At 56.1% G+C, this 23,968-nt stretch carries 31 protein-coding genes; 8 read left to right on the top strand and 23 right to left on the bottom strand.

The window, feature by feature from the left end:
* Window positions 1-19 precede the first annotated feature (19 nt).
* From E4S61_RS11760 to E4S61_RS11670, 19 genes are all read right to left on the bottom strand, one after another.
* Entirely contained in the window at window positions 20-799 is a 780-nt protein-coding gene (locus tag E4S61_RS11760; protein ID WP_135304128.1) for a hypothetical protein, read from the bottom strand.
* The gene (locus E4S61_RS11755) at window positions 792-1,802 is read right to left on the bottom strand and encodes a hypothetical protein (protein WP_135304127.1); all 1,011 of its coding nucleotides are present in this window, start codon (window positions 1,800-1,802) and stop codon (window positions 792-794) included. The genes E4S61_RS11760 and E4S61_RS11755 overlap by 8 nt, the downstream gene beginning before the upstream one ends.
* A gap of 285 nt (window positions 1,803-2,087) precedes the next feature.
* Entirely contained in the window at window positions 2,088-2,480 is a 393-nt protein-coding gene (locus E4S61_RS11750) for a helix-hairpin-helix domain-containing protein (RefSeq protein WP_135304126.1), read from the bottom strand.
* Window positions 2,481-2,571: 91 nt separating this feature from the next.
* Entirely contained in the window at window positions 2,572-2,787 is a 216-nt protein-coding gene (locus E4S61_RS11745) for a hypothetical protein (RefSeq protein WP_135304125.1), read from the bottom strand.
* A gap of 4 nt (window positions 2,788-2,791) precedes the next feature.
* The gene (locus tag E4S61_RS11740; protein ID WP_135304124.1) at window positions 2,792-4,183 is read right to left on the bottom strand and encodes a hypothetical protein; all 1,392 of its coding nucleotides are present in this window, start codon (window positions 4,181-4,183) and stop codon (window positions 2,792-2,794) included.
* A gap of 70 nt (window positions 4,184-4,253) precedes the next feature.
* Entirely contained in the window at window positions 4,254-4,544 is a 291-nt protein-coding gene (locus E4S61_RS11735) for a hypothetical protein (protein ID WP_135304123.1), read from the bottom strand.
* Between the two features lie 192 nt (window positions 4,545-4,736).
* On the bottom strand, window positions 4,737-6,092 hold the full coding sequence (locus E4S61_RS11730; RefSeq protein WP_135304122.1) for a hypothetical protein: 1,356 nt from the start codon (window positions 6,090-6,092) through the stop codon (window positions 4,737-4,739).
* Between the two features lie 4 nt (window positions 6,093-6,096).
* A complete protein-coding gene (locus E4S61_RS11725; RefSeq protein ID WP_135304121.1) occupies window positions 6,097-6,867 on the bottom strand; it encodes a hypothetical protein in 771 nt (256 codons plus the stop codon).
* Window positions 6,860-8,521 (bottom strand): hypothetical protein, encoded by a 1,662-nt coding sequence (locus E4S61_RS11720; protein WP_135304120.1) that lies wholly within the window; start codon window positions 8,519-8,521, stop codon window positions 6,860-6,862. The genes E4S61_RS11725 and E4S61_RS11720 overlap by 8 nt, the downstream gene beginning before the upstream one ends.
* Window positions 8,518-8,745 carry a hypothetical protein gene (locus E4S61_RS11715; RefSeq protein WP_135304119.1) on the bottom strand — a complete coding sequence of 76 codons (228 nt, stop codon included), beginning with the start codon at window positions 8,743-8,745 and terminating at the stop codon, window positions 8,518-8,520. Before E4S61_RS11715 ends, E4S61_RS11720 begins: the two co-directional genes overlap by 4 nt.
* Complete coding sequence (locus tag E4S61_RS11710) at window positions 8,738-9,106, bottom strand: hypothetical protein (protein ID WP_135304118.1); 369 nt, start codon at window positions 9,104-9,106, stop codon at window positions 8,738-8,740. The genes E4S61_RS11715 and E4S61_RS11710 overlap by 8 nt, the downstream gene beginning before the upstream one ends.
* Window positions 9,107-9,124: 18 nt before the next feature.
* Complete coding sequence (locus E4S61_RS11705; RefSeq protein WP_135304117.1) at window positions 9,125-9,505, bottom strand: hypothetical protein; 381 nt, start codon at window positions 9,503-9,505, stop codon at window positions 9,125-9,127.
* 85 nt (window positions 9,506-9,590) lie between these two features.
* A complete protein-coding gene (locus E4S61_RS11700; RefSeq protein WP_135304116.1) occupies window positions 9,591-9,881 on the bottom strand; it encodes a hypothetical protein in 291 nt (96 codons plus the stop codon).
* A 4-nt stretch (window positions 9,882-9,885) separates the two neighbouring features.
* A complete protein-coding gene (locus E4S61_RS11695; protein ID WP_135304115.1) occupies window positions 9,886-10,338 on the bottom strand; it encodes a hypothetical protein in 453 nt (150 codons plus the stop codon).
* Entirely contained in the window at window positions 10,328-10,666 is a 339-nt protein-coding gene (locus E4S61_RS11690) for a hypothetical protein (protein WP_135304114.1), read from the bottom strand. Before E4S61_RS11690 ends, E4S61_RS11695 begins: the two co-directional genes overlap by 11 nt.
* 2 nt (window positions 10,667-10,668) lie before the next feature.
* The gene (locus tag E4S61_RS11685; RefSeq protein ID WP_135304113.1) at window positions 10,669-11,133 is read right to left on the bottom strand and encodes a hypothetical protein; all 465 of its coding nucleotides are present in this window, start codon (window positions 11,131-11,133) and stop codon (window positions 10,669-10,671) included.
* Window positions 11,134-11,135: 2 nt separating this feature from the next.
* Entirely contained in the window at window positions 11,136-12,632 is a 1,497-nt protein-coding gene (locus tag E4S61_RS11680; protein ID WP_135304112.1) for a hypothetical protein, read from the bottom strand.
* Window positions 12,629-12,913 (bottom strand): hypothetical protein, encoded by a 285-nt coding sequence (locus tag E4S61_RS11675; RefSeq protein WP_135304111.1) that lies wholly within the window; start codon window positions 12,911-12,913, stop codon window positions 12,629-12,631. Before E4S61_RS11675 ends, E4S61_RS11680 begins: the two co-directional genes overlap by 4 nt.
* Window positions 12,910-13,089: a hypothetical protein gene (locus E4S61_RS11670; protein ID WP_135304110.1), complete on the bottom strand. Its 180-nt coding sequence runs from the start codon at window positions 13,087-13,089 to the stop codon at window positions 12,910-12,912. Before E4S61_RS11670 ends, E4S61_RS11675 begins: the two co-directional genes overlap by 4 nt.
* A gap of 148 nt (window positions 13,090-13,237) precedes the next feature.
* On the opposite strand from E4S61_RS11670, the gene E4S61_RS11665 reads away from it, so the two are divergent.
* The 6 genes from E4S61_RS11665 to E4S61_RS11640 all read left to right on the top strand — a co-directional run bounded on the left by E4S61_RS11665 (window position 13,238) and on the right by E4S61_RS11640 (window position 18,478).
* A complete protein-coding gene (locus tag E4S61_RS11665; protein ID WP_135304109.1) occupies window positions 13,238-13,513 on the top strand; it encodes a hypothetical protein in 276 nt (91 codons plus the stop codon).
* A 52-nt stretch (window positions 13,514-13,565) separates the two neighbouring features.
* The gene (locus E4S61_RS11660; protein WP_135304108.1) at window positions 13,566-14,465 is read left to right on the top strand and encodes a hypothetical protein; all 900 of its coding nucleotides are present in this window, start codon (window positions 13,566-13,568) and stop codon (window positions 14,463-14,465) included.
* A 233-nt stretch (window positions 14,466-14,698) separates the two neighbouring features.
* On the top strand, window positions 14,699-14,980 hold the full coding sequence (locus E4S61_RS11655; protein WP_135304107.1) for a DUF7692 domain-containing protein: 282 nt from the start codon (window positions 14,699-14,701) through the stop codon (window positions 14,978-14,980).
* Between the two features lie 218 nt (window positions 14,981-15,198).
* Window positions 15,199-15,711, top strand: a complete 513-nt coding sequence (locus E4S61_RS11650; protein WP_135304106.1) for a type IV pilin — start codon at window positions 15,199-15,201, stop codon at window positions 15,709-15,711.
* A gap of 1,021 nt (window positions 15,712-16,732) precedes the next feature.
* Window positions 16,733-17,215: a type IV pilin gene (locus tag E4S61_RS11645; protein ID WP_135304105.1), complete on the top strand. Its 483-nt coding sequence runs from the start codon at window positions 16,733-16,735 to the stop codon at window positions 17,213-17,215.
* A 267-nt stretch (window positions 17,216-17,482) separates the two neighbouring features.
* Window positions 17,483-18,478 (top strand): Cdc6/Cdc18 family protein, encoded by a 996-nt coding sequence (locus tag E4S61_RS11640; RefSeq protein WP_135304104.1) that lies wholly within the window; start codon window positions 17,483-17,485, stop codon window positions 18,476-18,478.
* A gap of 135 nt (window positions 18,479-18,613) precedes the next feature.
* Here E4S61_RS11640 and E4S61_RS11635 read toward each other — a convergent pair whose 3' ends face one another.
* A complete protein-coding gene (locus E4S61_RS11635) occupies window positions 18,614-20,965 on the bottom strand; it encodes a HEAT repeat domain-containing protein (protein WP_167768483.1) in 2,352 nt (783 codons plus the stop codon).
* Window positions 20,966-21,815: 850 nt separating this feature from the next.
* Here E4S61_RS11635 and E4S61_RS11630 point away from each other — a divergent pair.
* Window positions 21,816-22,082 carry a hypothetical protein gene (locus tag E4S61_RS11630; RefSeq protein WP_245180694.1) on the top strand — a complete coding sequence of 89 codons (267 nt, stop codon included), beginning with the start codon at window positions 21,816-21,818 and terminating at the stop codon, window positions 22,080-22,082.
* 2 nt (window positions 22,083-22,084) lie between these two features.
* On the top strand, window positions 22,085-22,861 hold the full coding sequence (locus E4S61_RS11625) for a DNA adenine methylase (protein ID WP_135304101.1): 777 nt from the start codon (window positions 22,085-22,087) through the stop codon (window positions 22,859-22,861).
* Window positions 22,862-22,863: 2 nt separating this feature from the next.
* On the opposite strand, the gene E4S61_RS11620 is transcribed toward E4S61_RS11625, so the two are convergent.
* The 3 genes from E4S61_RS11620 to E4S61_RS11610 all read right to left on the bottom strand — a co-directional run bounded on the left by E4S61_RS11620 (window position 22,864) and on the right by E4S61_RS11610 (window position 23,904).
* Window positions 22,864-23,112: a type II toxin-antitoxin system HicA family toxin gene (locus E4S61_RS11620; RefSeq protein ID WP_135304100.1), complete on the bottom strand. Its 249-nt coding sequence runs from the start codon at window positions 23,110-23,112 to the stop codon at window positions 22,864-22,866.
* A gap of 6 nt (window positions 23,113-23,118) precedes the next feature.
* A complete protein-coding gene (locus E4S61_RS11615; RefSeq protein ID WP_135304099.1) occupies window positions 23,119-23,415 on the bottom strand; it encodes a type II toxin-antitoxin system HicB family antitoxin in 297 nt (98 codons plus the stop codon).
* A 153-nt stretch (window positions 23,416-23,568) separates the two neighbouring features.
* Window positions 23,569-23,904 (bottom strand): ArsR family transcriptional regulator, encoded by a 336-nt coding sequence (locus E4S61_RS11610; RefSeq protein WP_245180691.1) that lies wholly within the window; start codon window positions 23,902-23,904, stop codon window positions 23,569-23,571.
* Between the last annotated feature and the right edge of the window lie 64 nt (window positions 23,905-23,968).

Genomic DNA, 23,968 nt, shown 5'->3' with positions numbered 1-23,968 from the left:
AATTACAACGAATAAGCGATTAGACCGCGAGTTCCAATTCGACCTGAGATGTGTAGGAGACGCCGTCGGCGTCGATTGTCACCTCAAGCGCCTCAGCGCTGTGTTCATCTGCGATATGCGATAACTCGAATGAGTAGCGGTCCGCATGTCCGGGCGCTACTTCAGTGTCTTCTCCGTAGTCGCCAGTGACTGTTTCGCCATTTTTGTGGAGGGTGACGATATCTGGGATATCTATGTGGAGTTCGTAAGGAAACGTATCCCCTCCGTTGTTCTCAACTTTTACTAAGAGGGCTTGCGAGGCTCCTGCCGTCGGGAAGACGCGGACGGCCTCTGGCACGATCTTGATATTGACCCCTTCAAATGCCGAGAGTGGGTCAATCCCGCGCCGTTTTACGGAGTAGCCCATTGTCCCTACTAGAACAATTGGGCAGATGTACTTGATAACAATTTCCCACTCAGTGAAGGGAGACCCTGGGTGCCGAGTTAAATAAGCGAATATGATGCCGGAAGAGGCGTGGAGAATCAAGAATACGAAGGACCCGCCGATAAACAGCAGTGTCGGCGCACTCCACCGCTCTATCGTTTCGATCATATCGACTCTGAGAGTCGTCGCATGGCCAAAGCTATAAACAAGATTGAATATTGATAGATGCGCTGCTAAGAAGAAAATAACAAGATAAGCGGCCCACTCGTTCATTCCTTCTTTCACGGGATCAATCGAAAGCATCCCGAAGACAACCAGAGTTAGAGAAAGCAAGTACTGAATTTCGAACTGGATGTCCCGGCGGCGTTCAGACATCAACGAAATATCCGTGGTAGGTATCGTAAATATAGTCAAATGCATCCTTCACCAACTCAGGCCGTTCCTCAACGCGCCCTTGTTTTTTGACACTAATCTGCCCCATATCGTCGGTATAGCCTGCGATGAAGTTGTAGTATGTTCTATCAAGCCGGAACTGGCCCTCTAATCGAACAACCCTCGCATCGTGATCTTCTTGGAGATCTTCGACGGTAGGGTTCCCGATGATGTCGGTGCGACCCCCAATGCGAATGTCCTCAAGTTCGGCCTCATCGACAAGCATTTCGACGAGATCTATCTCGAGGGCCGAGGCAGTATTGTTTGGATCCAGAGATGTCTGGTCGCTCTGCTCAACCAGTTGGTCTTTGAAATCATTGACGAAGTCTTGTACAAACTGGTTTGCCCGTTGGGTCGCGTAATCATTATGTCCTACAGATTCTGTGATGATACCAGAATTATCCAGAACGTTAGTCAGGTTGCTAGCTTTTGCAGGCAGACTACAATCGATGAGTAGGTTGTTCTCATCGAGATCGAAATGAAAACCAGTCTCATAAACCGTTTCGTCAGCTTTGATTTCGTTAAGTGGGGTGAGCTTATAATTTATAGATTTAGTCCAGTGGATGCCAGTGACGGTATTTATATTGATTTCATCCAGTTCAAAGCCAGCTCGAGCTAATCCGGTTTCATCAAATTCTGCAGGATTGGCTTCCAATATAGTGGCAATTCGCTCATGTTGGGGCTCGTCCCGGTCTACACTTTGGTCAATTGAATCAATAGCAACGACGTACCGACTGTAGGGTTGTCGCTCGCGTTGTATGTTGGCAAGACGCTGTTTGAGGGCCTCATACTCATCCTCTGTCCAGCCATCCTCCACGAGGTGGCTTATAAGAGTGTCAGAGCTTCGTGATGTGACGCCAATATCACGTTCCTCTATTAGTGTTCTCAGGATATTGATAGGCATCAATTGAAGAGCAGTGCGAATCTCTTCATTACTGGGTGACATTAGATATTCAAGTAATATCTACCCGTATAATTCTTCTCATCGATATTACGACTAAATACCATTTGACAACGTGGTTCGCCAATCTTAGACTGATACAGGATGTTGATATTGCCCACGATGGTAGCTGTTGTTGAGGGTCGGCACCCGCGTCTGGAAGCCTGACGGCTGGACGACCGTTACGTCTCTCGACGGCGTCGAGGCAACCGCTTGAAGTGTGTAAGAACACATGAGCAAAAAACCGCTACCGCACCCGCACAGCATAGAAAACACTCGACGGGGTAGTTGTTACAACTCTTCGACGAGTGTCTCCGCTCGCTTCTCCCCGATTCCATCGACCTGCTGGAGGTCGTCGGCGTCGGCCGCATGGAGATCGGCGACGCTGTCGAACTCCCGAGCCAGGTCACGCGACAGCTCCTCGCCGATGCCGTCAACCGCGTCGGTCATGTCCCGAATCGTCGTCGCACGGTCGTCAACCAGCACCGCAAGCCGGGCTTCGAGCTCCGCTTCGTCTATCTCGTTGTCGAGATACTGCTGGTGAACCTCTTCGACCGGAGACAGCCCATCCTCACCGTTATCGACTATCTGCGAGAGCGCGGGAGACAACTGTCTGAGCTTCGGAAGCCAGTAGACAGCCAGCAAGCCCCAGATTATCCAGTCGACCAGCGTTATCTCAGTCATATCTCGTATCGCTGTCGACCACACGCCGGGCACCAGCGCCGGTCGAGGTCGGCCGCACAGCGAACACACGCGATGAGCGGGATATCCACGCTCACGTGCTCTCACCGCGCGTCTTCCACGCGCCCATCAGGACACCGAGGACGCCAGCCACGACGAGGCCGACCGGATAATCCCGAAGCATCCACCACTCGATACAGCGGCCGAAGCGGTCAGCGACACAGCCGTACATCGCGTACCGGACCGCGAACACGGCTGCGAACAGGCCGACGAGGACGATCGCCGAAAGGACGGCTTTGCGAACGGTCATACGCTTATCCCGTTAGTCTCCCCGCGGCGCTCGACGCCGCGTTGATGAGCGGCTTTCGGTAGCGATACGCCGCGACCGCTGCACCGCCGGCCAGAAGCACGAGCCCGCCCGTCGAGGACGCGCCCCCGCCGCCGGTCGAGCCGGTCGGGCCGAAGATGCCACCGCTGTCCGAGAACGACAGTTCCGTCGTCCCGTTGAACGAGGTGCCGTTCTCAAACGTGCCCGAGTACTCCATTGTCGGGTCATCTATTTCCGAGGCGTTGCTCGTGGCGTTGTCGGAGAGCTGGCCCTGGTAGAACGTCACGGGTTCGTCGAACTCGTTCGTGCCGTTGTAGAGGACTGTCCCGTTCTCGTCGACGATCTGGTAGTCGAACTCCTCGACGGGTTCCGGCGACTCAACTGTAACCGTCGTTCCGCTGCTGTTGTGTGAGCTCTCGAACTCCTCGAACCGCACGTCGAGACGCTCTTCGAGCGTGGGCGTACTCGTCCCGGTCGAATCGGTCGTATCCGATCCGATGATGAGCTGGGACTCGGGGATGGCTTCGATGGCCTTGAAGCCGACGTACTCGTACACTGCCCCGTCTTGGCTGAGGACCGTCACATTGTACGTTTCGAGGTCTTGCAACCGGACATAGGCTTTCTCGTCGTAGTTGAACGTCGTAGTCGTCACCGATCCATCCGGCCTCTCGACGCGGAGTATCGGGTCGTCGCTGAACCGGTCACCGGCTGTCTGGTCGACCAGTGTGAACTCGTGTTCGAAGGAGCCAGAGAGGTCGTGGACTCCTCCAGAGCCATATCCACCGTTTGCACCAACTTTGTCAAGGTAAAAGTCAGAATCAGCACGATAATACAATTTACTAGTCGCGTCGGGCGCGTCAGACTGGAGTGTCCCCGTATAGGATGTTGGTTCTTCGGCCCCAGCCTCCCAAAGTTTGAATTTTATCTCAGATCCTGTGTAGTTCAATGTAAAACGGTAGTATGTATTATCAGAGACTGAATCGACAACCGAACTAGACTTAGATACGGAGCTGTTTTCTCTAGTCTCAAGTACCACATTTCCGGTTGTCGCAAATTTCACCCAGTTATAGGCACCATTTGAGCCAGATACGCCGATTTGGGTCTGAGTGGTTCCAGGATTGCCGTAATAAATGAGGGAGTTTATTTTCCCATCTTGGCTGGAAATATTTGGACCAGCATTCCAATTGCCACTAGTATCAGTCCCTGCTAGAGAATAGACTCCGTCGAGCGACCGATTCGTGATTGTTCCAGATTCCCACCCATCAGCCGACCCGTCTTCAAAGTCATCGAATAGGTCACTAGATGCTCCAGATGCCAGCCCCATAGAGGGATTGTCAATTCCGTAGAACGGCGCGGCCATGGACGTAACCAATACCATAGCAACCGCACCAACTCTCAGGAGCGTTCGTAACTGTTCAATTCTCCGACCACTATCTCTATCTTGCATCTTAGTGTAGCACCTCTGAAATCCGTTCAATCGCCTGTCTAGCCAGCGAGCCGAGACTGTCGCCCTCGACGACGCCGCTCGCCGTCCCGACGACCAGCAACACGAGCACGACTGCACCGATGAGCGAGCCGACACGCGCCCATCGAGCGAGAATCACGAACAGGTCCGCCGCCTCTCGCAGGTAGTAGAGGCCGACGACGACTGCCGCCAGTGCGCCGATCGCGATGCCCTCGATGCCAATGTAACTCGCCAGCAGTTCGAGGAAGCCCCGAACCAGTTCGTAGACTACCACGCCCGCGCACCTCCGTAGAACTGAGCGCGGTCGCGCGGGGGGACCCCCTCGTGTCCTATCTGAAGCACGCGCGCGTGTGAAGCGGCGAGTTCGACCCGCTCGTTGGCTCCGCTCGACCCCGATATCGAGATTCGACCATGGGGGCAAATCCGCTCAGATTTTTTAATTTTTTCTGAGCTAACTGATTTCGTCTCAGGCACCCCCCATCGCCTCCTGCCAGTTGCGAAAGTCGATGCTGACCTCCGCGTCCAGTTTCGCCTGTGCCTTCAGATTCGGCCACTTGACCGGCGCGAAATGCGGTGCCTTCCAGATGACACCCTCACCAGCGTCCATGTCCGACGTGAGGTCAGACTTCAGCGGGCAACCGCGATCGCCGGGAAGCGTCCGGCCGATCGGCGGCTTGTTGCCGTTCATCGTCAGCCGCCAGCGCATCTTCTGGCGGCCGAACTGGTGAACCTCCGAGAGCGCGTGAGCCTGATAGCCGAAGCTCACGCCTTTCTTCCGGGCGTCAGCGTACTTGTTGCGGAACCAGCGGAGCTTGTCGTAGTGCTCGTGGACGTCTTTCTCGGCATCCGGGTCGAGCAGGTTGCCCGCCTCGTCGAAGTTGATGAACGTTGGATGCGGGAAGACATCGCCCGAGATGCGATGGGCAACGAATGCGAACCACCACTGGTCGGCGTCAGTCGCTTCGTTCGGACCGTCCTCTTCGATAGGCGTCACCTCTCGGTGGTCGAAGTAGTTGAACTTCGAGACGGTCTCACACCCGCGATGAAGCGGGTCTGGGAACATGACGTAGAACTGTCCCGGCATCAGTTGGGACATGAGGTCCTGAATCGACTCGTACCGTATCACGTCCCGCGCGATATCTTCCGGCCGAACTTCGAACTCATCGACGTTCACGTTCTCGGGCACGATCCGGACGCGCTCGTCCATGCCCGCGGGGAGTGCAAGCGTAGCGAACGGTGCGAGCGAGAGCCACTCGGTCCGCTCGTTCGTGCCGGACTCGTCGACGGACTCCGCCCAGATGCAGGTCTCGTTGTTGACCTCCATCATCCAGAGTATCAGCGACAGCGCCAGCGTCGTCTTCCCGCCACCCGGCTCGCCGTGTGCGAACAGGTCCGTACCGCCAACCGCACGGATATCGCTGACTCTGTCCGGGTCGTCGGCGATCCACTCCAGCGTCTTTGCTCGGTAGCGAGGATAGCGTTCGAGTGCCTTGTGCGACGGGTTCGGGTCGCGGAAGTCGTAGTCGACCTCGCCCGCGAGTTCGCGCAGGAGTTCGAGGTCGCGCTCGTCCGTGTGAACTATCGCGTCCACAAACGCCCGCGGGAACTTCGCTACGGCCGCATCGTTCCGGTCGGCCGACGCGAGGTACTTGTGCAACGGTGGGATGCTGAAGTACCGATGCAGTTCCTCGCCGTCGTTGTGGTTCGGTGCTTGGACGTTCCCGAGCGCCTGACACGACTTCTCGTGTGGCTTCGTAATCGTCGCTAACTGTTCTCGAATCTTCGCCTGCGAATCGGCTTTCGGGTCGATTATCGTACTCATCGAATCACCAGTCTGGAGGGGCCGTGTCGTCCGCTTGCCCGACGTCCGGGCTTTCCTTCGCGCGGCCGCTCAGGACGCGAACGCCGCTTCTGAACGTCGGGAGAAGGTAGTGCGCCGCGAACAGGCGGCGAGCCTGTGCATCCGTCTCGGTCGTGCCGGTCAGGATTTCGATAGTGGATTCCTCGCGGTAGACGCGCGTTATCCACTCTCTGTCGAGTTCACCATGCGTCGCCAGCAAAACGTCGTGGCCCCAATCGAGTACCTCAGAGCGCTCGTCGAAGCCGTCCAGCAGCGAGTCGAGTGCCCGCTGTTGCCACTGTTCGAGTTCGGAGATCGCGGGTCGCATCGCCACGAACTGCTGGCGGGTCGCCTCGTGAGCGTCCTCGTCGTCCGCGGCGTCGATGTACTCCGTTGCATCGCCGCGGAGCCGCCGGAACGCGTCGCGATGGGCTGGATGGACATAGTGTGCCAGAAACCGCTCTCGGAGTTGTCTCGCCGTTTCTTCATCGAGACCAGTCATCTTTCCTCGGCGCTTGCTCGGGATGACCAGCGCGGCCAGCAGGACGCCCTGTGAGCCACGGAACTGGCGCGTCATGTCCGAGTAGACGCGCTGGTCGAGACGACCGAGCGTTCGGATAGTCATCTCCTGGAGCCACGTCAGCACGCGTTGCTCCGACGAGAGACCGTTCTGGAGTTCCGTGGTCAGCTCTCGAACGTCCTCTGTGAGCGTGACCAGCGCCGGTCGGTATGGCTTTGGAACGTCGCCGTCAGCCATCGTCGGCGACCTCCCCGTTTCCGAGTGCTGAGCCGTTCTCCCGGCGCTTGCCGGTCACGTCGTCGTCGCTCTCGCCGTCCTCGACGGCGGCCGGAATCTGTTCGTCCGGGTCGAGCATGCCCTCGACGAGTGTGCGATCGTGGTCGGCGACCTCTCGGTCGACGTCGCGTTGCTTGCTGATGCGCTCGCCGTCGAGTTGGGACTTTACCTCGTCGAAGCGCTTGGCGTCATCGACGTCCTCAGCGTAGGCCACCATCGTCCCAAACGCCGTCCGGAGATGGACGGGCGCGGGTTGCACGGCGGCGAGGCCATCGGTCGGGTGGAGCGCCCAGACAGCGAGCCCGGCGACCGTGACGGTCGTGACTGCCAGCGCCGACGCGATGCCGTAGTGGACCGAACCGAACGCCAGACCAACAGCGCCGACGACAGCCACCCACTCGCCAGCATGCTCGCGGTCGAGTGGCGGCCAGTCGATAGTCCAGCCCTCCGGCTCGTAGAACAGGAGTTCGTCGGCCTCCGGGTCCACGAGGAACAGTTCGTCCCACTTGCCGTCGATCGGGACGCGCGTTCGCAGTTGCTCGACGTTCTTGATTCGAGCGTTCTTCCCGAACACACGGGCGAGGAACGGGAACAGGCCGGGTTTGACGACCGACACGCTCCCATCCGGTGTCCGGACGATGCGCTCCTCACGGCCCTCGGCATCGAGGAGGTCGAACGCGTCGTCTCCCGTCGGCGACTCGGCGTGAGTCAGCGTTGGCCGCAAGAACAGCGCCTTGCTGACATTCGTGGTGTAGGTCTCCAGCATCACGATGCCGATGACCGCGACAACGTAGAGTGCCAGCAGGTACTGGGCGTTCACAACGAGGTTCGCCAGCGACTTGTAGAACAGCAGGCCGCCGAGGCCGGTCAGCAGCGTCAGCCCGACCAGCCACGGGAAATAGCCGTACTGTGGGCCGATACCGGCCTTGTCGAGAGCCTTCTTGGTTCCTGAGCCGACGACGAACCCGCCGATGAGTATCCACAGCAGGAAGTCGGTGATGACCGACGCGATGTAGTCACCAGCGCTGTTGATATCCACGCCTTGCGTGGTAGCGATGCTCTTGTGCTTGAACGTCCATCGCGCGTAGTCCTCGCCCTCGATCCACATCGTCACCCGCACGGGTTCGTCGTGCTGGCGGAGCGGGACTTTCACCGTCGGTCGGCCACGGTCGAACGTCACCTCGTGGGTGACGTGGGTGACGTTTCGAGCGACCGGCTCGGTGGTCGTCGTGTTGCCCTGTTTGACCGTCTTCGTCCCTTTCTCCCAGTAGACGACATGGACGTCTTTCGTCCGATCTTCATAGGTCCACGTTCGGAGATACACGGCGTTCCGGCCGACGGTCGTTCCCGACGGCAGGTACTCGCCGCTATCGGACGATCCGACGTTGGCGAACGGGTTGTTAGCGGGCCAGTAGACTGACCAGTACGCCGACTGCTCGCCCATCCGAACGCCGGGCGGCGAGTTCGCCTGGTGTGGGCCATCCTGTTTCAGCTCGTCGAGCGTGAACTCGGAACTGTTGCCAGCGCTGTCGTCGGCCGCGTCGGCGAACGCGACGATTGGCGACGCCACCAGGAGGACGACCAGCGCCAGCAGCGCGATGGACTGCCGAGTCATCGCTTGTCGGGAGCCTCCACGCGTCGGGCGCGACTATCGACTCGTTTCAGCGCCACCAGCAGGCCGAGAACGACCAGCAGCGCGAAGCCAGCCAGCCGGTACTGTCCAGCGGCGGCCGTGGTCGTAGCGACGAACGCCGCCGCTCCGAAGCCGGTCAGCGTCGCCACGGCGTCCGGAGCTACGCTCGGATGCGCCAGCGCTCGGAGCGCGTAGGGCTTAGTCATCGGCGACCTCCGTGGTCGGCGCGATCGTGGCGTCGATCTCGTTGAGGCCGTACCGTGGAACGTCGCGCAACCAGTCCGAAAACGGCTGTGTCAGCATCGAGGCGATGGTAAACACAAGGCCAAACCACGCCAGCGAGAGTGCCGCGACGCCCGGCGTCGTAAGTGGAGGATTCATCCGTGACCCGATAACGACTACCGGAACCAGTGCAAGGAGCGCTGTCGGAATGAACAGCGCTCGCCAGTGCCACTTTGGTCGCGGTTCGCCACGTTCGACGTCTGCGAACTCCGGAATCGGCGGCTTTCCTCCGTACTGGTTATACGCCCGGATGTAGGCCACTAGCGAGCCGTATTTTCCAGTCATACAGCCCTCCTGACCCGTTCAGACATACTCGTCCACCTCGACGAAGATGAAGACGAGTCCGACGATAGCGACGACGATACCGACGTACTGCGACGTCGAGATGTTGAAGACGCCTGAGAGCGCCCCAGCACCGATACCTGCGATGCCGAAGTTCGTGACGAAGTACGGGTGCGAGACGACGAACTCGATGGCCATGCCGATGAGGTCGCCGAACTGGATGAGGCCGAACGACGTCGCCGCGCCGATCGCCATCGCCACGCTCGTCACCCACTTCGTCGTGCGGTCCCACGAGACGCTGAGGTCCTCGCTCCGAGCGTAGGCGATGCCGAAGCGGACGAGGACGAACGCTCCGAGGATGGCGACGAACGCACCGATACCTGCCAGCGGGTCTATTGGCACGGTCGCTCACCTCCGGGACGACGAGTGGTTCCCTCTCCCGGCGAGAGGTGACTGTACGGCTGTTCTGTGTAATGATTTCTCTGTTTCATCTGTTTTCGAAGTACGCTTGAGCGCGGTCGATGCCCTTGTCCGCCAGCACGGTCACGTACAGTACCGTCGCGGCCACGAGCACGGGCGTCTTCACGTCGGCGAGCCCGATCTCGGGGAAGATGGTCGCGGCCGAAGCCGCTATCGCGGGGTACCAATATCCCGACGTCATCGAGATAACGCCCCATAGCGGGTCGAACAGGCCGAAACCGAGTTGCCCGAGAGTGCTCACCAGCAACGCACCGGCCGTGAGCGGATGGTAGAGCAGTTGCTTGAGTTGTTGTTTCATGGTCTCAGGTCCCCGGAATCAGCATGTACAGTTCGTACAGCGCTTTCGGCGTCCGCTTCGCCACTTCCCAGCCGATCCAGACGCTCAGGCCTGCGAGCCCGACGGCCAGCACCGGAGCGGCTGGCCCAGCCGTAGCGATAACGTTCCCGGCGACCTGCTGGATGACAGCGATGGCACCCAACAGGTCGATTCCGATGCCGCCGAAGGCATTCACCAGCGTGATGCGGACGAAATCTAACGAGCCAACGACGATGTCGAAAGCCGATAGAACGGTATTGACGGCGAACGCGCCCAGATTCAGGAATCCGTTCACGATGTACAGCGAGATAATCGTGGCAATGAACCCGAACGGATTGCGGCCGAAGCGGACCAGCACCTTGGCGACGCCCGCCAGCGGTGCGAGTGCCTCTAAGAGTTCGTAGACGCCCATCTCGCCGCCGCTTCCGTCAGCGGACACGGTTCACCACCCACGCGGAGATGAACAGCGTCGCCAACGCGATGAGCAACGCCAGCAAGAAGCCAGCTATCCCAGCGGATGTGATGTACGGCACTGCCGCAGCGAACCCGCTCCGGATGATGACGGCAGGCAACCCGGTCAGAACTCCGTAGAAGGCTCCGACGAAGTTCGTCAGCCCACTCATAAAGCTAAGCGGGATATCGACCAGCGCCAGAAACGCCGAAATGGTGCCCCAGAAGTACGCGCCGATGCCCGCACCGAACAGCACGGTTCCGAGGCGTCGCCACTGGATTGAGGTACCGTCGACGAAGTCACTGGCGCTCACCATGGTTAGCCTTCCTCTTCCTCCTCAGCGTCGAGGAAGCCGGGCGTTGGCACGTCAAAGCCAGTCCCAATCAGCGGGAAGAAATTCGACGTATCTTCCTCGCTGATGTACGCCAGCAGGACGTAGAAGCCCAGCAGCACGACGCCGATCGCGATGACGAACGATATCGGACTGGCGAACAGGCCGCCCGGGCCGATCGAGACCGCACTCGCTATCGCTCCGAAGTTAATTATCATCGCCGCACCGCCGATGAACGAGTCGATGAGTTCGCCGATCGACGTGATGAACGACCCGGTCGGGATGATAAACACGTCCGCCAGCGTGAAGATGCCGCTGGCCAGTGCCGACCCGACCGCGAAGAACACAGCGCCAAGGCCCTGAAAGATGACCTCGCCGATGCTCTCGGCCTTTGCGGCCCGGTCGAACAGACGACGGACGCGAGGCCCGCCAGCACCGCCGGACGCGGACATGTTTACGACCCTCCGACCTTCCGCTTGAGGCCGACTGCGACCAGCACACTACCGAGTAGACCAGCGACCTTGCCCCAGATAGAGGCGAAGAACCCGCCGCCGGACGCCCCAGTCGGGCCGACAGCGCTCATGTCCTGAAGCGTGCTTGCCTCCTCGTCCTGGAGGAGCACGACCAGGTGGACACGGTAGTTCGTGTCAGCGGAGGCCGACGCGACGAAGGTCGCGGTCGTCCCCTGCGAACCGAACGAGTCCGTGACGCTGGAATACGTGCCGTCTTCGTCGGTGAAGTTGCCGAACTCCTCGCTCGAATCGACGCCGGTCGCTACCTCAGCGACCACGTAGCGAGACTCGACGAGTCCCTGCTCGAACTCCATCGTGAGCGAACCGTGTTGCAGGTCGATTGCGGTCGGCACCGACATGTCGGCGTACAGTTCGAGCTTCTGCGGGTAGTTGTAGTCGTCAGCGCTGGAGAACTCGGTCGAGTACTCCTCGCTGTCGGAGAGGTCCGAGAACTGGTACTGGACGTCGTAGACGTGGAGGTCGTTCACGACCGCGTCGTCGTACATCGGACCGAGCGTGTCCAGGGCGGTCAGGTTAGCGACGCCGCCCTCGTAGTAGTCCGTGATGGTGGTCGCTTCGAGCTCGGTGTCACCGTCAGTGTTGCGCTGGATTTCAGCGAGGTCCTCGTCGCTCTTCGTGTCGAGGTCGAGGCCAGCCAGCGTCACGGTTGCGTCGGCGTCGGATGCGACGATGTCGACCTGCTGAATCGAGTCGAACGTACCGTCACCACTACCGGCGAGCGGGAGGTTCGAAAGTCGTTCGCTGAAGACGTAGCCGTTACCCGTGCTGTTGGCGATAACGTCGTCAGCGGACGCGTTCGCGCTGGCGTTGACTTCGGCGTAGCGGTAGTCACCGTCGCCGTCGACGGCACGGACCTCGACGGTCGAGCCGGAGGCCAGCGTATCGACGTTCAGCACGCCGAACATGACCCGCTTGTTCGGGTCGCTCGTAATGCTGACATTGTCGGCGTAGGTCGCCGTCGCGGTCTCGCTGCTGGCGACGGTCGCGGCGAGTTCGAGCTTGTCGACGCCGTCGGCGTCAGCGTCCGTCACCGACATGGACGAGGATGCACCGGAGCTGGTCGTCCAGTCCGAGGCGACCGTCCAGTTTGCCGAGTTACCCGTCTCGCCGTCGATGCGCGGGAACAGGCCGTAGCGCTCCGCGTCGATCTGGTCGAAGCGGACGCCGACAGGCGTGTCCTGCGACTGGTTCACCGTCGCCGGGAGCGTTGCGACCTCACCGGAGTCATTGTAGTACTCCAGCGCGTCGCTCATCTCGCTCCGGTCGTGCGAGCCGACGACGAGTTCGTCCTCGACGAAGGTCGGGTTCGGTGCTTTCTCGCTGGAGAAGTTCAGGCCGGGAGCAGCAGCGGCGCTCCCGGTGATGGGCGTTGCGACGATGGTCAGTGTAAGGAATACTGCGAGTATGGCGCGTCTCATGCGTTCTGTTGGCGGTTCCGGTCGCTACCCGTGGTTTCAGTGTGGTGCGTAGTGCCGCCATCAGTGGCGGGCGTCGGAGTATCAGCAGTGGCAGGAGCGGTGTCCTCTCGTGCTCGCTTGACGAGTCGCCCGACCAGCATCTGGCCGCCGATGTAGAGCGTTCCGAGCATGAGCGGCGCCGCTAGCAGATAAGCCGACAGGCCAGCCCAGTTCGCCGTTGCGAGGACGGCCGTGATGGATGCGTAGCCGGCGAGATGTACGAAGCGGTCGCGCTCGGTCACGCGCCACCTCCGGCCAGCAGCGAGGCGGCGAGGTCGCGGCTCGCTCCACCCGCTTCTTGGCGGTAGCGCGCGCGGCGGCGCTCGTCCATGTTTCTGTAGTCGATTCGCCAGTTCCGATGCGCGGTCTCGTCCGCGCTGTCCGGGTATTCTGCTTCACCGGACAGGTCTTGGTCCATGGGTAGGGGTACTGCCCGCGGTGTTTCCGCGGGTTAGCGCCCCGTCCATGGCGTTTATTTTATATCTGACGCTGATGTACAGAACGTGGCCATCTTATGGCCATCTACACAACATTTAATACCCAAGCCGTGGCCCCGGCGCGTGACGATGCCCCAAGCACTGCAAAGCCGAAGCGGGTCTGGACTGGTGACGATTCCGAAAGAGTACCTCGAACGCGACGATCTCCTTGACGATTATGGCGAACCGGCCGACAAACAACTGACCGTCGAGCGCCTCGACTCGGGGATGTACGTCATTCGCGTCTGTGAGGACGATGGCGATCTCCCTGAAATTCGAGAGTGTCCGGTTATCGACCAACTGGCCTCGCAGAAGGCTCAGCAGTTACTGTCTGAGAACGTTTTTGGACAACAGCAGGGTGATTGATAAATCAGCCAAACCATCATATTTATTTCCAATCTCTACCATTAACTCTCTAATGGGGTTGGATATCTGGAAGGGGCTCAGCCAAATCGAGGTAGTTGTTCAAAGAGTCTTTTGGAGAATAATAGAAAGTAAGTCGTACAAAGACACAGCAAACCTATGCCGAGCTATACTCAATATATTAGAATACTGTCTTCAAAAGCTACTTCCATTTACTCTATTTTCAGGTGTTTGTATCGTAGGTGCGCTGATGAGCGTCTTATTAGGAACTGAAGTTAACTCCCTATTTCTACTAGCATTCATATTATTCTCTAGTATATTTATCTCAATAGCTGGTGTTTCACTATGGAAGGCTGGAAAAGATTTACGTTCAAAATTAGGCCTACATTGGACGCTCAACACACCAACTTACGAATTTGAAGGAAAGATAGAATCATGGCGAGTTGTACAAGACGAGGTAGACCTTTTTCATAACTGGACACCAGAAGGCCTTCGAAAACCAGAAGTTTCTGAAGATTTAACTCTTTACGTGTCTTGTATAAATTATTTACATGGTGTCATCGTGCTGACTCTCGGCATGGCGATTACAATCTATATTGTTGATGCTAACCTTCAGATGGGGAGTTTGGAAGCAAATACTGCTGTCAGCACATTTGCTGCATTTATTAGCGTTCTTCTAGGTTCAGTCTTCGGTGCACTCTTCCTCGGCGTGATTACTTTCTCGCCTGGACCAACCGAGGCAATTGCTCTATCTGTAATGTTCATTCTGCCAATGGTCTATTTCGCACCAGCAAGCCATAATCTGCTAAAATTTCTTGAATCTAAGCAGGTAGACATTCTAATCCAAGCGAAGAGAAAATATAGGATCCCCCCAGTAGTGGCTGGAGTCATTCTATTCCTGTTTTATCTGACTGTCCTGATAGTTACCTACTCCATAGTAGCGGAAATCCAATAGAACCGATAACGGACATCTGGTTTCAACCCCGACTCCCCCCGGTCACGCATCCAGCAAAACCGAATCCCGAATATGAACACGAGCGCATAATGTGCGTGTTCACCAGTGACCCATCGCGGTCGCCTCGACGCCACTCGCTCAACAGCGAGATGGGTCGATTCTACGGTACTTTATATACTCCGTCGGTTTGAGTGACCGCAAATATCTAGGATATCGGCCTCGTGTTCACGAGCATGGCCGACAACGCACCACAGTCAGTGCGGATTCGAACCGGTGAGGGGAACGAATATCGTCTCGACGCGATCGACCGAGCTGCCGAGCGCTATGATCGGAACCGAAGCGATGCTGTCGCCTGTGCTTGTGACGATGCCGTTCGGTTGCTTGATGCCATCGAGGACGTGCTCGGTCGTACTGACCTCACCCACAACCAGCGCGAAGAGATCGCCGCTCGTTTCGACCGTGCTGTCAGTGTTGATATCGAGGTCGACCTCTTGACTCGCGTCTGCGATGAGTGAGATGAGCCTGATATATACGGGTCTATCTTTCTCAAACTAATGCTGTCTCTAACCTTCTAGTCAGAATTGATAATCCGAGGGTTTCGTTTATACCAGATGGTAAGTAAACAGTAGCTATCACGGTAAAACGGCCGAGTGGGAAACCCCACCCGAAGCATACGATTGTAGTAATCGTATTGATATAGGCGTTTCGTCGCTCGGCCTGCCGTGCGAAAACAATGGAAATACGAAACCTATTCGACGACGAACAAGGCGTCTCTCCTGTTATAGGAGTGATACTCATGGTTGCAATCACCGTCATCCTCGCAGCAGTCATCGCGACCTTCGTGCTCGGCCTCGGAGAAAACCTGAGCAGTCAGGCTCCGCAGGCCAGCTTCAGTTTCGATTACGAACAAAGCGGATCTGATACCCTGACTATAACGCATGATGGTGGCGATACGATCGACGCAACGACTCTCAACGCCACGATATCCGGGGAAAGTGTCTCCGGTGCAACTAACGATGGATGGGGTTCAAATAGTGTCCATGGCTCGGGAGATGGAGATCTCTTTGCAAGTGGTGATGTGAGTGCTGGTACTACCGACACGGTCACCGCAGAAGATTTCCACGATGAATCTTCGGTGACCACGGACGAGCTTGACCTCAGTGGCGCTACTGTCAAAGTCGTCTACTCATCTCCCGATGGTGGCAGTTCAGCTACCCTCGGTAACTGGGAAGGCCCCGACGCGTAACGCTCGCTAACCTTTTCGCAGTCGGCTTATTTTGCAGAACTATGAATGACCCGACAGACAAAGACACGTTAGTGGAGTCGTTCGCGGAAACGTACGGCTCATCGAGCGAGGCTAGTTCTGTGGAATTGGTTCGGCAGTATCATCGCGTTCTCCAGTATACGAGTAAGAAACCCAACAAGGGATCGAGTGCCGTTGCGTCAGCATTGGACCTTCCCCGAAGCCGGATACGTAGCTGGGTAGATAGCGATGGGCGGCCGGACGCTGTTCGAGGAATTCAGTGCGCGGAGTCGCGTGGTTGGTTAGATCTAACTTGGGAGGGACAGACACTACGGAGCCTTACCGTTCTCGTGGCGTGGATATTCAGCGGCGGTAGCATCAACGAAACGTATACTCCCTCATTTGCTCTTTCCGGCGGCGAACGAAATATTGTAGAGTCCGCACTTGACGATTTGGGCGTCGGCTGGAACGAATTCAATACCAATGAATCAGAACGGGCAACTGAGCTTCGGCCTGCCAAAGAGGCCAGTGTACTGGGACGACTATTATTCACACTGGGCGCACCGTTGGGGGCAAAGAATCGGGACACAGAACTCTATCTACCGAAATATCTCGAGGAAGCGCCGGAGGAACTTCGCTTAGTATTTGCACGGACGTACATCGCAAATCGAGCAACCGACCGTTCAGATCGGCCAACGACACCGCTACAGTTGGCCGAAAAGCGAAATTCGGAGTTTCGAAACCAGCTTCGGTCGTTTTTCGAGTCTCTCACGGATGAGAACGGAATCAGAGGGAAAGCAGAGACGTACCGATTATCGGCTGAAGCGGCTGACAAGCTTGCGTTGAAACCGGTTGTTCGCCCATCCTCGGAGACAGATGAGTAACTGTATAATTTCGGCCAAAAGCTTTGATAATGGCCTTTCAAGACAGTCTTGAAGGTGCCAACGCCCGCTTGTAGAGGGTACTACCATCCAAACAATAGTACGTGTTTAATACAAATGATACTGAGGAGTCGAATGGCAACATGGACCTGAAAGAACTGTTCAATGATGAAGAGGCAGTCTCGCCTGTTATAGGCGTGATACTTATGGTTGCAATAACCGTCATTCTCGCGGCGGTCATCGCGAGTTTCGTACTCGGGCTGGGGGATCAAGCTCAGCAGACGACTCCACAGGCGAGTTTCTCGTGGGACTACGAGAACGACTCCAGTCTAGCATCTACTGGTGATTTCGGGGGTAGCGGCCTCGGTGGCGAAGGATTACTCACGATCACGCATGATGGAGGAGATACACTTAAGGGACCGACGCTGACGTTGAACGATGGTGGGGAAGACGGTCCGACGGCAAAATGGTCGGCTAGCACTAATGCCCCCGACGTCGATGAAGTCACAGCGGGGACGACTATCAATGTCGGAGTTGACTCACACGACACCGTATCAATCGTCTACACTAGTCCCTCTGGCGATAATAGCGCAACGCTATCCGATTGGAGCGGCCCCGACGCATAACTCGCTAATCAATTTTTTCGGACAGCAGAGTGGCTACTGGTAGCGGTTTGATACTACAGCTTTACCAAGGGACCGGCATGGAGCCCTTAGCTTTCGTTTTTGCTCTACGGCCTTGGTTAGCTGTTTTATACTTTTCTTTGATAATTCAATGGGCTACTCAACAAGCGGAGAATTGAGGAGACAGCCACTCGGTTTTACTATCTCCTACTACTTTCACTACGGTTTGGCTACATTTTAGTCACTAACTGCGGACCAGTCCGGTAAGCAATGATAAAAGACGCCACAGCTCTTCGTCATGGGGCTGTTCCGCAGGACCTTCACCACCGCGATGGACAGATTGACCATATCTCCTCAATACTCGACCCGTCCAGCCTTGAATGGGCAGAGGACGTCTGTATTTTCGGGCCTTCTGGAGCTGGTAAAACAACGATAGCGAAGTACGTTCTTCGCGAACTTGAACGGGAGATGCTCGATATCCGTTGGGGCTACGTCAACTGCATGGCCGACAACACGGCCGCGAGTGCGATCTACAAACTCGTGCGTGACCTCGGTCTCGGGGCCGATCTCCGCGAAGGCGTCTCCACGTCGAAAATGCTCAACCGACTCGAACAGTTCGACGGGCAGATTGTCGCCGTTCTCGACGAAGTTTACTCCGTCGAGGAGCGAGCCGTACTTGCCCTTGAAACCGTACCGAACGTCTCGCTGGTCGCAATTACAATTGACCAGGACGAGTGGTTCACAGCACTCAGCGCACAGGCGAAATCTCGGATGCAGTGTGCGGCGACGGTGCGGCTGGAAAAGTACCACCATCACGAACTCGTCGATATTCTCGATAGCCGTGTCTCGCACGGCCTCCGGGCCTCTCGGGTCGATGACGAGGCAGTCGAGTACATCGCCGACCTCGCTGCTGGGAACGCTCGGAAGGCGATTGCGACGCTCCGGCATGCCGCGGTGTACGTCCGTGACGGTCATACCGAGCGGCTGGACGTCGGCGCGGTCGAAGCGATATCAGACGACGTCGACGGCGAGCTTCGGAACCGTAACGTCCGGTCACTTGGGTCGCATCATCGTCTCTTGCTCCGTATCATCGAGAATGCGGGCAGCATCGACGCTGGGACGCTTCATGCCCGCTACGACGATAGCGCCGAGAATGCGAAAAGCCGGTCGACACGGCATCGGTATCTGAACGACCTCCAGTATCGAGACCTCGTGGAAATCGACAGCGACGGTCGAGGGTCGACGTACCACGCCCTCCGTGAGTAATATGGAGTAGCACAAGTATTCATCCAATCCAATGTGACAGATGACAAGTGTGTTGAAATCAGTAGGTGAAATATAGGAGAGTAGATTCAGCGAGTAGTTAAGTAGAATACGACTGATCCAAAGAGGTACTAAAACTCACTCAAACTCGGCCTCAGCTTCATTTAGGGCTTCGTCGCGAGCGTCTTGGAGCGCCTGTTTGATTTGATTTGCGTCGATTTGCTTAACGTGCCGTGTCATCAGATGGATTTCTTGGGAGAAATCCTCATTTTCAATGATTTCGTCGAGGGCCTGCTGAGCCGAGGCGGTATCAAGATTTCTGAGGGTGAAGAGTGCAAATCGTCTGAGTACCATCGCGTTACTTTCGTTGTGGATGATCTGCTTAGCAGGTTCCTCTGCGATGGGATCGCCGATCAGACCAAGTGCCTGTATCGCCGCTTCTCGCAGATCTCGATCATATGACTCATCGGTCGCGTATTCGACAATAGGCTCGGCTGCGGCTTTATTTCCTACCACACCGAGAGCATTTATAATCTGGTGAATGACGACAGCGCTCCCTTCTTTCTCTAGCAAGTGTAATAGAGTTTGGACTGCTTTCCGCTCGTTAACCGCCTTGCGGAGCTGCCACGCTGCGATTGCTCGGTCAAAATTGTGGTAGTCGTCCTGATTGCCACAAATATCCATCAAATGCTGATCAGCCTTAACCCCGCCGAGATCGGCGAGGGCTTCCATTGCCGATTTTCGGACATCTTGAATTGGGTCAGTTGTTGCTTGAATGAGTGTGTCGGTTGCATCACGTTTCCCTTGTTTTCGCAGCGCTATAGCTGCTGTTCTACGCATTTCAGCGATGTACTCCTCGCGCGCAGATAGGACTTCCATCAGTATCTCTCTGGAAGACTCCGAGGGGATGTTACCGAGAGCCTGCACGGCTCTGATACGAATATCATCATTGGTTTCATCCATCAGTGTTTCTAAAATTTTGATGGAGCTTTCCTTTCCGAACATGCCGATTGAGGCAAGCGCAAGCTCACGCTCACGCTTTGTGGCATCTGAATCCGCAGCTATTTGCTCAATTTTAGGGAGCATTCTAACCACGCCAAGTTCCCCAAACATGTGCATGACAGCAGCACGGACCTCACTATTTGAAATATCGGAGATTTCCTCAATATGGTTTGCGACGGACAAGTCGCCGATTTCCTCTAGTGCGTCGGTAGCTTTGACACGGAGTTCGTATCCTTCGGTTTCATCTAGAAGTAACTCCACAATCGGCTCAACAGCTTGAACCGACCCGACGGTCCCCAGACTAGTAACCGCCTGAAATCTCACTTCAGGATCGCGGTCATCTAGAGCCTCAATCAACGGACCTACTGCGACTGCACGCTCTTGGTTGGTAAGGGCGTTCGCCGCTCGCCGACGGACTTCAGAGTTTGTTCCTTCTGAATCGGTGAGTACTTTCTCAAGCGGTTCAACGACTCGATGGTCATTGAACTCACCCATGATAGTGACTACAAACGCCTTGAACCGGTCGGGGTACTCGTCTGAGTTGAGAACCTTCTCCAGCGTATCTAGAATCTCTATTCCAACGACCCCTTTTTCTGCAAGTTGTTTTAACGAAGCAAGAGAATTATTGACAACACTATGCTGGTCGTTATCAGCTATTACCTGCTGGAGAGGGTCAACAACTCTTTTATCGTCGAATTTATCAAGTCGGCCGGCAATTTGTTTGCGAACCCTGCCTTGAATACTGTCGTCTAACAGTCGGTTGATGAGGATCTCCATCGATTCTCTGTTTCCCCGATTAGCAAGAATATCTACGGCTCGGATTTGGTCATCGACTGACCCAGTCTCAAAGAACGATTCAAGTGCGCTAGCTTCTGATTCCGACTGTACCTCGTTGTCATCCGAGGCGACGACGTCATCGGGCGTGAGTTGTGGATCTTCAGGACGGCGTAGATGATGAACATCCTCCTCACCCCAGTCTTTTGCTAGTTTTTTCTCCGGGAATTTATCAAATGCAAATTCATTTTCTGTCCGCTCAGCCTCGATATTTTTCCTAAAAATATCAGATGAAAATACATGATTTGCAACGGTAACTGGTTCAATACGTGCAGTTAGATTCACATTTGTCCCGACGACTCCCTGCTCCTCACGGATAGGATTATGTCCCTCATACACCGTACCCATGTGGAGGGCAATCCGGATTTCTAGGTTTGGCAACCCCATCTCCTGCCAAGGATGATTCTTGAACAGATCACGGATATCTAATGCAGCGCGTGCAGATGATCTCGGGTCATTAAATGTCGCGAAGATTCCGTCTCCCCATGAGTTCTTGGCTGCAGCCCCATGATCTGATAGTTTTTCGTTCAATATTGACAGCACCTCAGAAAAAAATCGTTGATACTGGAACGGTTCCAATTTACTGTAGTCTTTCACATCCGCAACCAGAATACTCACTGTCTTCGTGTTCAAGTCATCGTCTGTATCTGCCATGTGTAAAATTTCCAACTTGAACATATTAGCCGTTTTGTATAAAATACGTAAATAAACAAACCTAATATTAATATATTCATGTGTCGGAAGATATCCTTTGGAGACTATACGGGTCCTAGTTAACTACCTCGAATGCTTGATTCTGAGTGTTGTTTCCGGGCATAGCTGGTCGTATAACACTGTCCCGGAAGGAATTGGGACAATAATAAGAGAAAATCAATCAGACAGGTAGCGGGTGTTCACTAGGACCTGTAACTCTTCACATAATGTTTTAGCCAATAGGATATTAGATATTAGCCATTTATTCACTTATTATCAACTATGTTGGCCATATAGAAAAAGCGTAAATCACCTTCTTTCGGACGGAGCAGCTTTCAATACTGAAACAGAAGCTCAACTCTGATTTGCTCCTCTTTGGCGCTCTATGGCTTAACAATGGAGGGTTAGAATCACGTGTCGTTAACTAGAATTGTGTGGGCACCTTATCAGTCATATTCATCGCCAGTCACGCCCCTGTTAACAGCGTCGCCAACCTGCGGCCTAATTCCCTTCAACTTCCTATATCTCACACACCCGTTCTGTCAATCAGTAAATCGCAGAAGAGATAGCTTCGTTTGCACCCCAATAAGGGAGTGCGACTTACTTTGTCCCATGTATTCACCAACTACATTCCATCGCGAAACACCAGACAGCGGTACTTCGTCCCATTTCGTCCCATCTTCGTTCCACGGTAGTCTACCAAGTTTTGAGCATACTGAGTAGCTAATTCTCTTGTCGCGACGACGTGTAATTTCACTTCGTCCCACGCACACGCCCCAGCGCTTTTAGACCCGTTCTCGTCGGGCGGATTATGGCATCACGCAACTGCTGGACGGTGAGTGTGGCACTTGGGCCACAGAACGAAGCGAAAGTACACGTCAATCTCGACGTGCTGGACCACGACGCTCGGGTAGTCGCGCAGCGAGCCGACGGCAGAGAACGCTGGACGTTCGGCGTCGAGGACGGTGAGGCCAGTCTCGTCAAGACAACCGAAGCCGACGACGTGGTCGAACTGCCCGAGGTTCCGCCGTGGGTCGAGACGGTACTGTTCGACGTGGGTATCACGGAGGTGGCTTGACCATGTCGGACGCGGTTTTCCCGTTCCCGGGCGGTAAAAGCCGACTGGTATCGTGGATTCTCGACCACGTTCCGGAGCATCGGTGTTTCGTCGAAGCGTTCGGCGGCGCTGCTGGTGTGCTGGCGAACAAGAACCTAGACACGAGCAAGGTAGAAATCTACAACGACCTCGACGAAGATCTCGTTCACTTCTTCGAGGTACTTCGAGAGAAGCCGGGCGAACTAGTCGAGTGGCTTTCAGCGGTCCCATACTCGCGCTCCGTCTACAACAACTGGGCGGAATCATACTACCGCGGATACACGGTTGAGCGAGCTGATCAGTTCTTCTACCTGCGGTATACACAGTGGGGTTCGAAGTACCACTCTCAGAGTGGCTTCGGGACGAGCAAAGTATCGAGTCGGGCGGTCAGTTTCTCAAACAAGCTGGACCGACTACGGGAGTTCGCTGACCGATTCGACGACGTCGTCATCGAGAACCTGTACTGGCGGGACCTCACCGAGAAGTACGGCGACGCGGAGACGGTGTTCTACTTCGACCCGCCTTACGTCGGGACCGAGGACTACTATCCGGCCAGCGACATCGTCCACGAGGAGTTCGTCACGACGCTGGCCGACCTCGACGCCCGCTGGGTCTGTTCGTATCAAGACCTGCCTGACGGTGTAGACGACTTCTACGTGCTTGGCAAGGACGACCGAAACCACATCAACAGCGGCAAAAGCGGCTCAGCGAACAAGACGCGCGAGCATCTGCTGAACTTTGATTCGGAGGACGTGTCGTGAAGCTACGTGTTGCGTTCGACCCAGCGACACCACGCTTCGAAGTCTTCAGCTCCGGACTGGTCGGCAATGCTTCGCAACGTCCCGATACTGATGCTGTCATGCATCGGGACGCTCACGACGCGGATATCGTCCTCGTTGGTGGGATGCTCGTACCGGAGTTTGACGTGGCTCCCAGTTCGATCGACAATGTAGAATCGGTTCTTCGTCAGCGCCTTCACGACCTCACGACCGGAGAAATCTGTGGAGGGCATGCAGCGCTACTGCATGAAATCGGGGAGTTCGTCGTTCTCGTCGCGCGCCTGCTCGACTTCGTCGGGGTCGATACCCAGTTCTTCGAGGGCTTCACGCTCCTCTTCGGGCGAGTCGATGGACTCGCCGGTTTCGCCCTTGTGGAGTGCGACCGCTTCGTCGAGGTTTTCGAGTGCCTCCTCGCGCGTGTCGCCTTGGGTGGTGACGCCGGTCTCGACGTCGGTGATGACCCAGCCGTCCCCTTCGCGCCACATCCGAATCTCGTCCTCGTGGTCGAGGTCGCCGTCGCGCGTCGAACTGGCCATTCTAGTCGTATTAGCGGAATCAGCGGCATAAGCGTTCGGCTGGTCAGTTGGGGATATGAAAACCAGCCGCCGGCCGACGACATGGGGTTAGGGGGGAGAGACGTCGGCCGACGACCTACGTCGGAGTCCCGCGGCTTTCTTTATAAAGTCTCTCTATTCACTTGGTTCAGATTCATCGCGGAGATCCGCATCCCCTCGAAGGTACGCTTCGCCTTTCTCGGAGAGTGCGTAATACTGCCCCTCTCCCTCAATCACATATACAAGTCCTGCGCCCTCCAATTTCGGAACTCGGCGTTTGAGAGTAGTGTAAGAAATAGACTCTCCTCGCTCTTCGAAGTTGTTCTGAATTCCTCGAAGGTTGTGGCCGGCTCCCGTGTCAGAGAGAAACTCAAGGATACGGTCATCACTTCCCGTCATCCACTCTGCACGGCGGCGAGACATGGTTTCATCGGCGAAGAGCCACCTCAAACCGTCTTCGATTCTATCCATAGTAGTGATTTAGTGGTTCTAATTGGACCAAAGATGGCACAACAGATAAGTACAATGGGCCATG

Origin of the sequence: Haloarcula amylovorans, from assembly GCF_004681185.1 — an archaeon.
Classification (GTDB): Archaea; Halobacteriota; Halobacteria; order Halobacteriales; family Haloarculaceae; genus Haloarcula; species Haloarcula amylovorans.
Note: the sequence above shows the minus strand (reverse complement) of the source record. Positions and strands in the feature narration are given on the sequence as shown.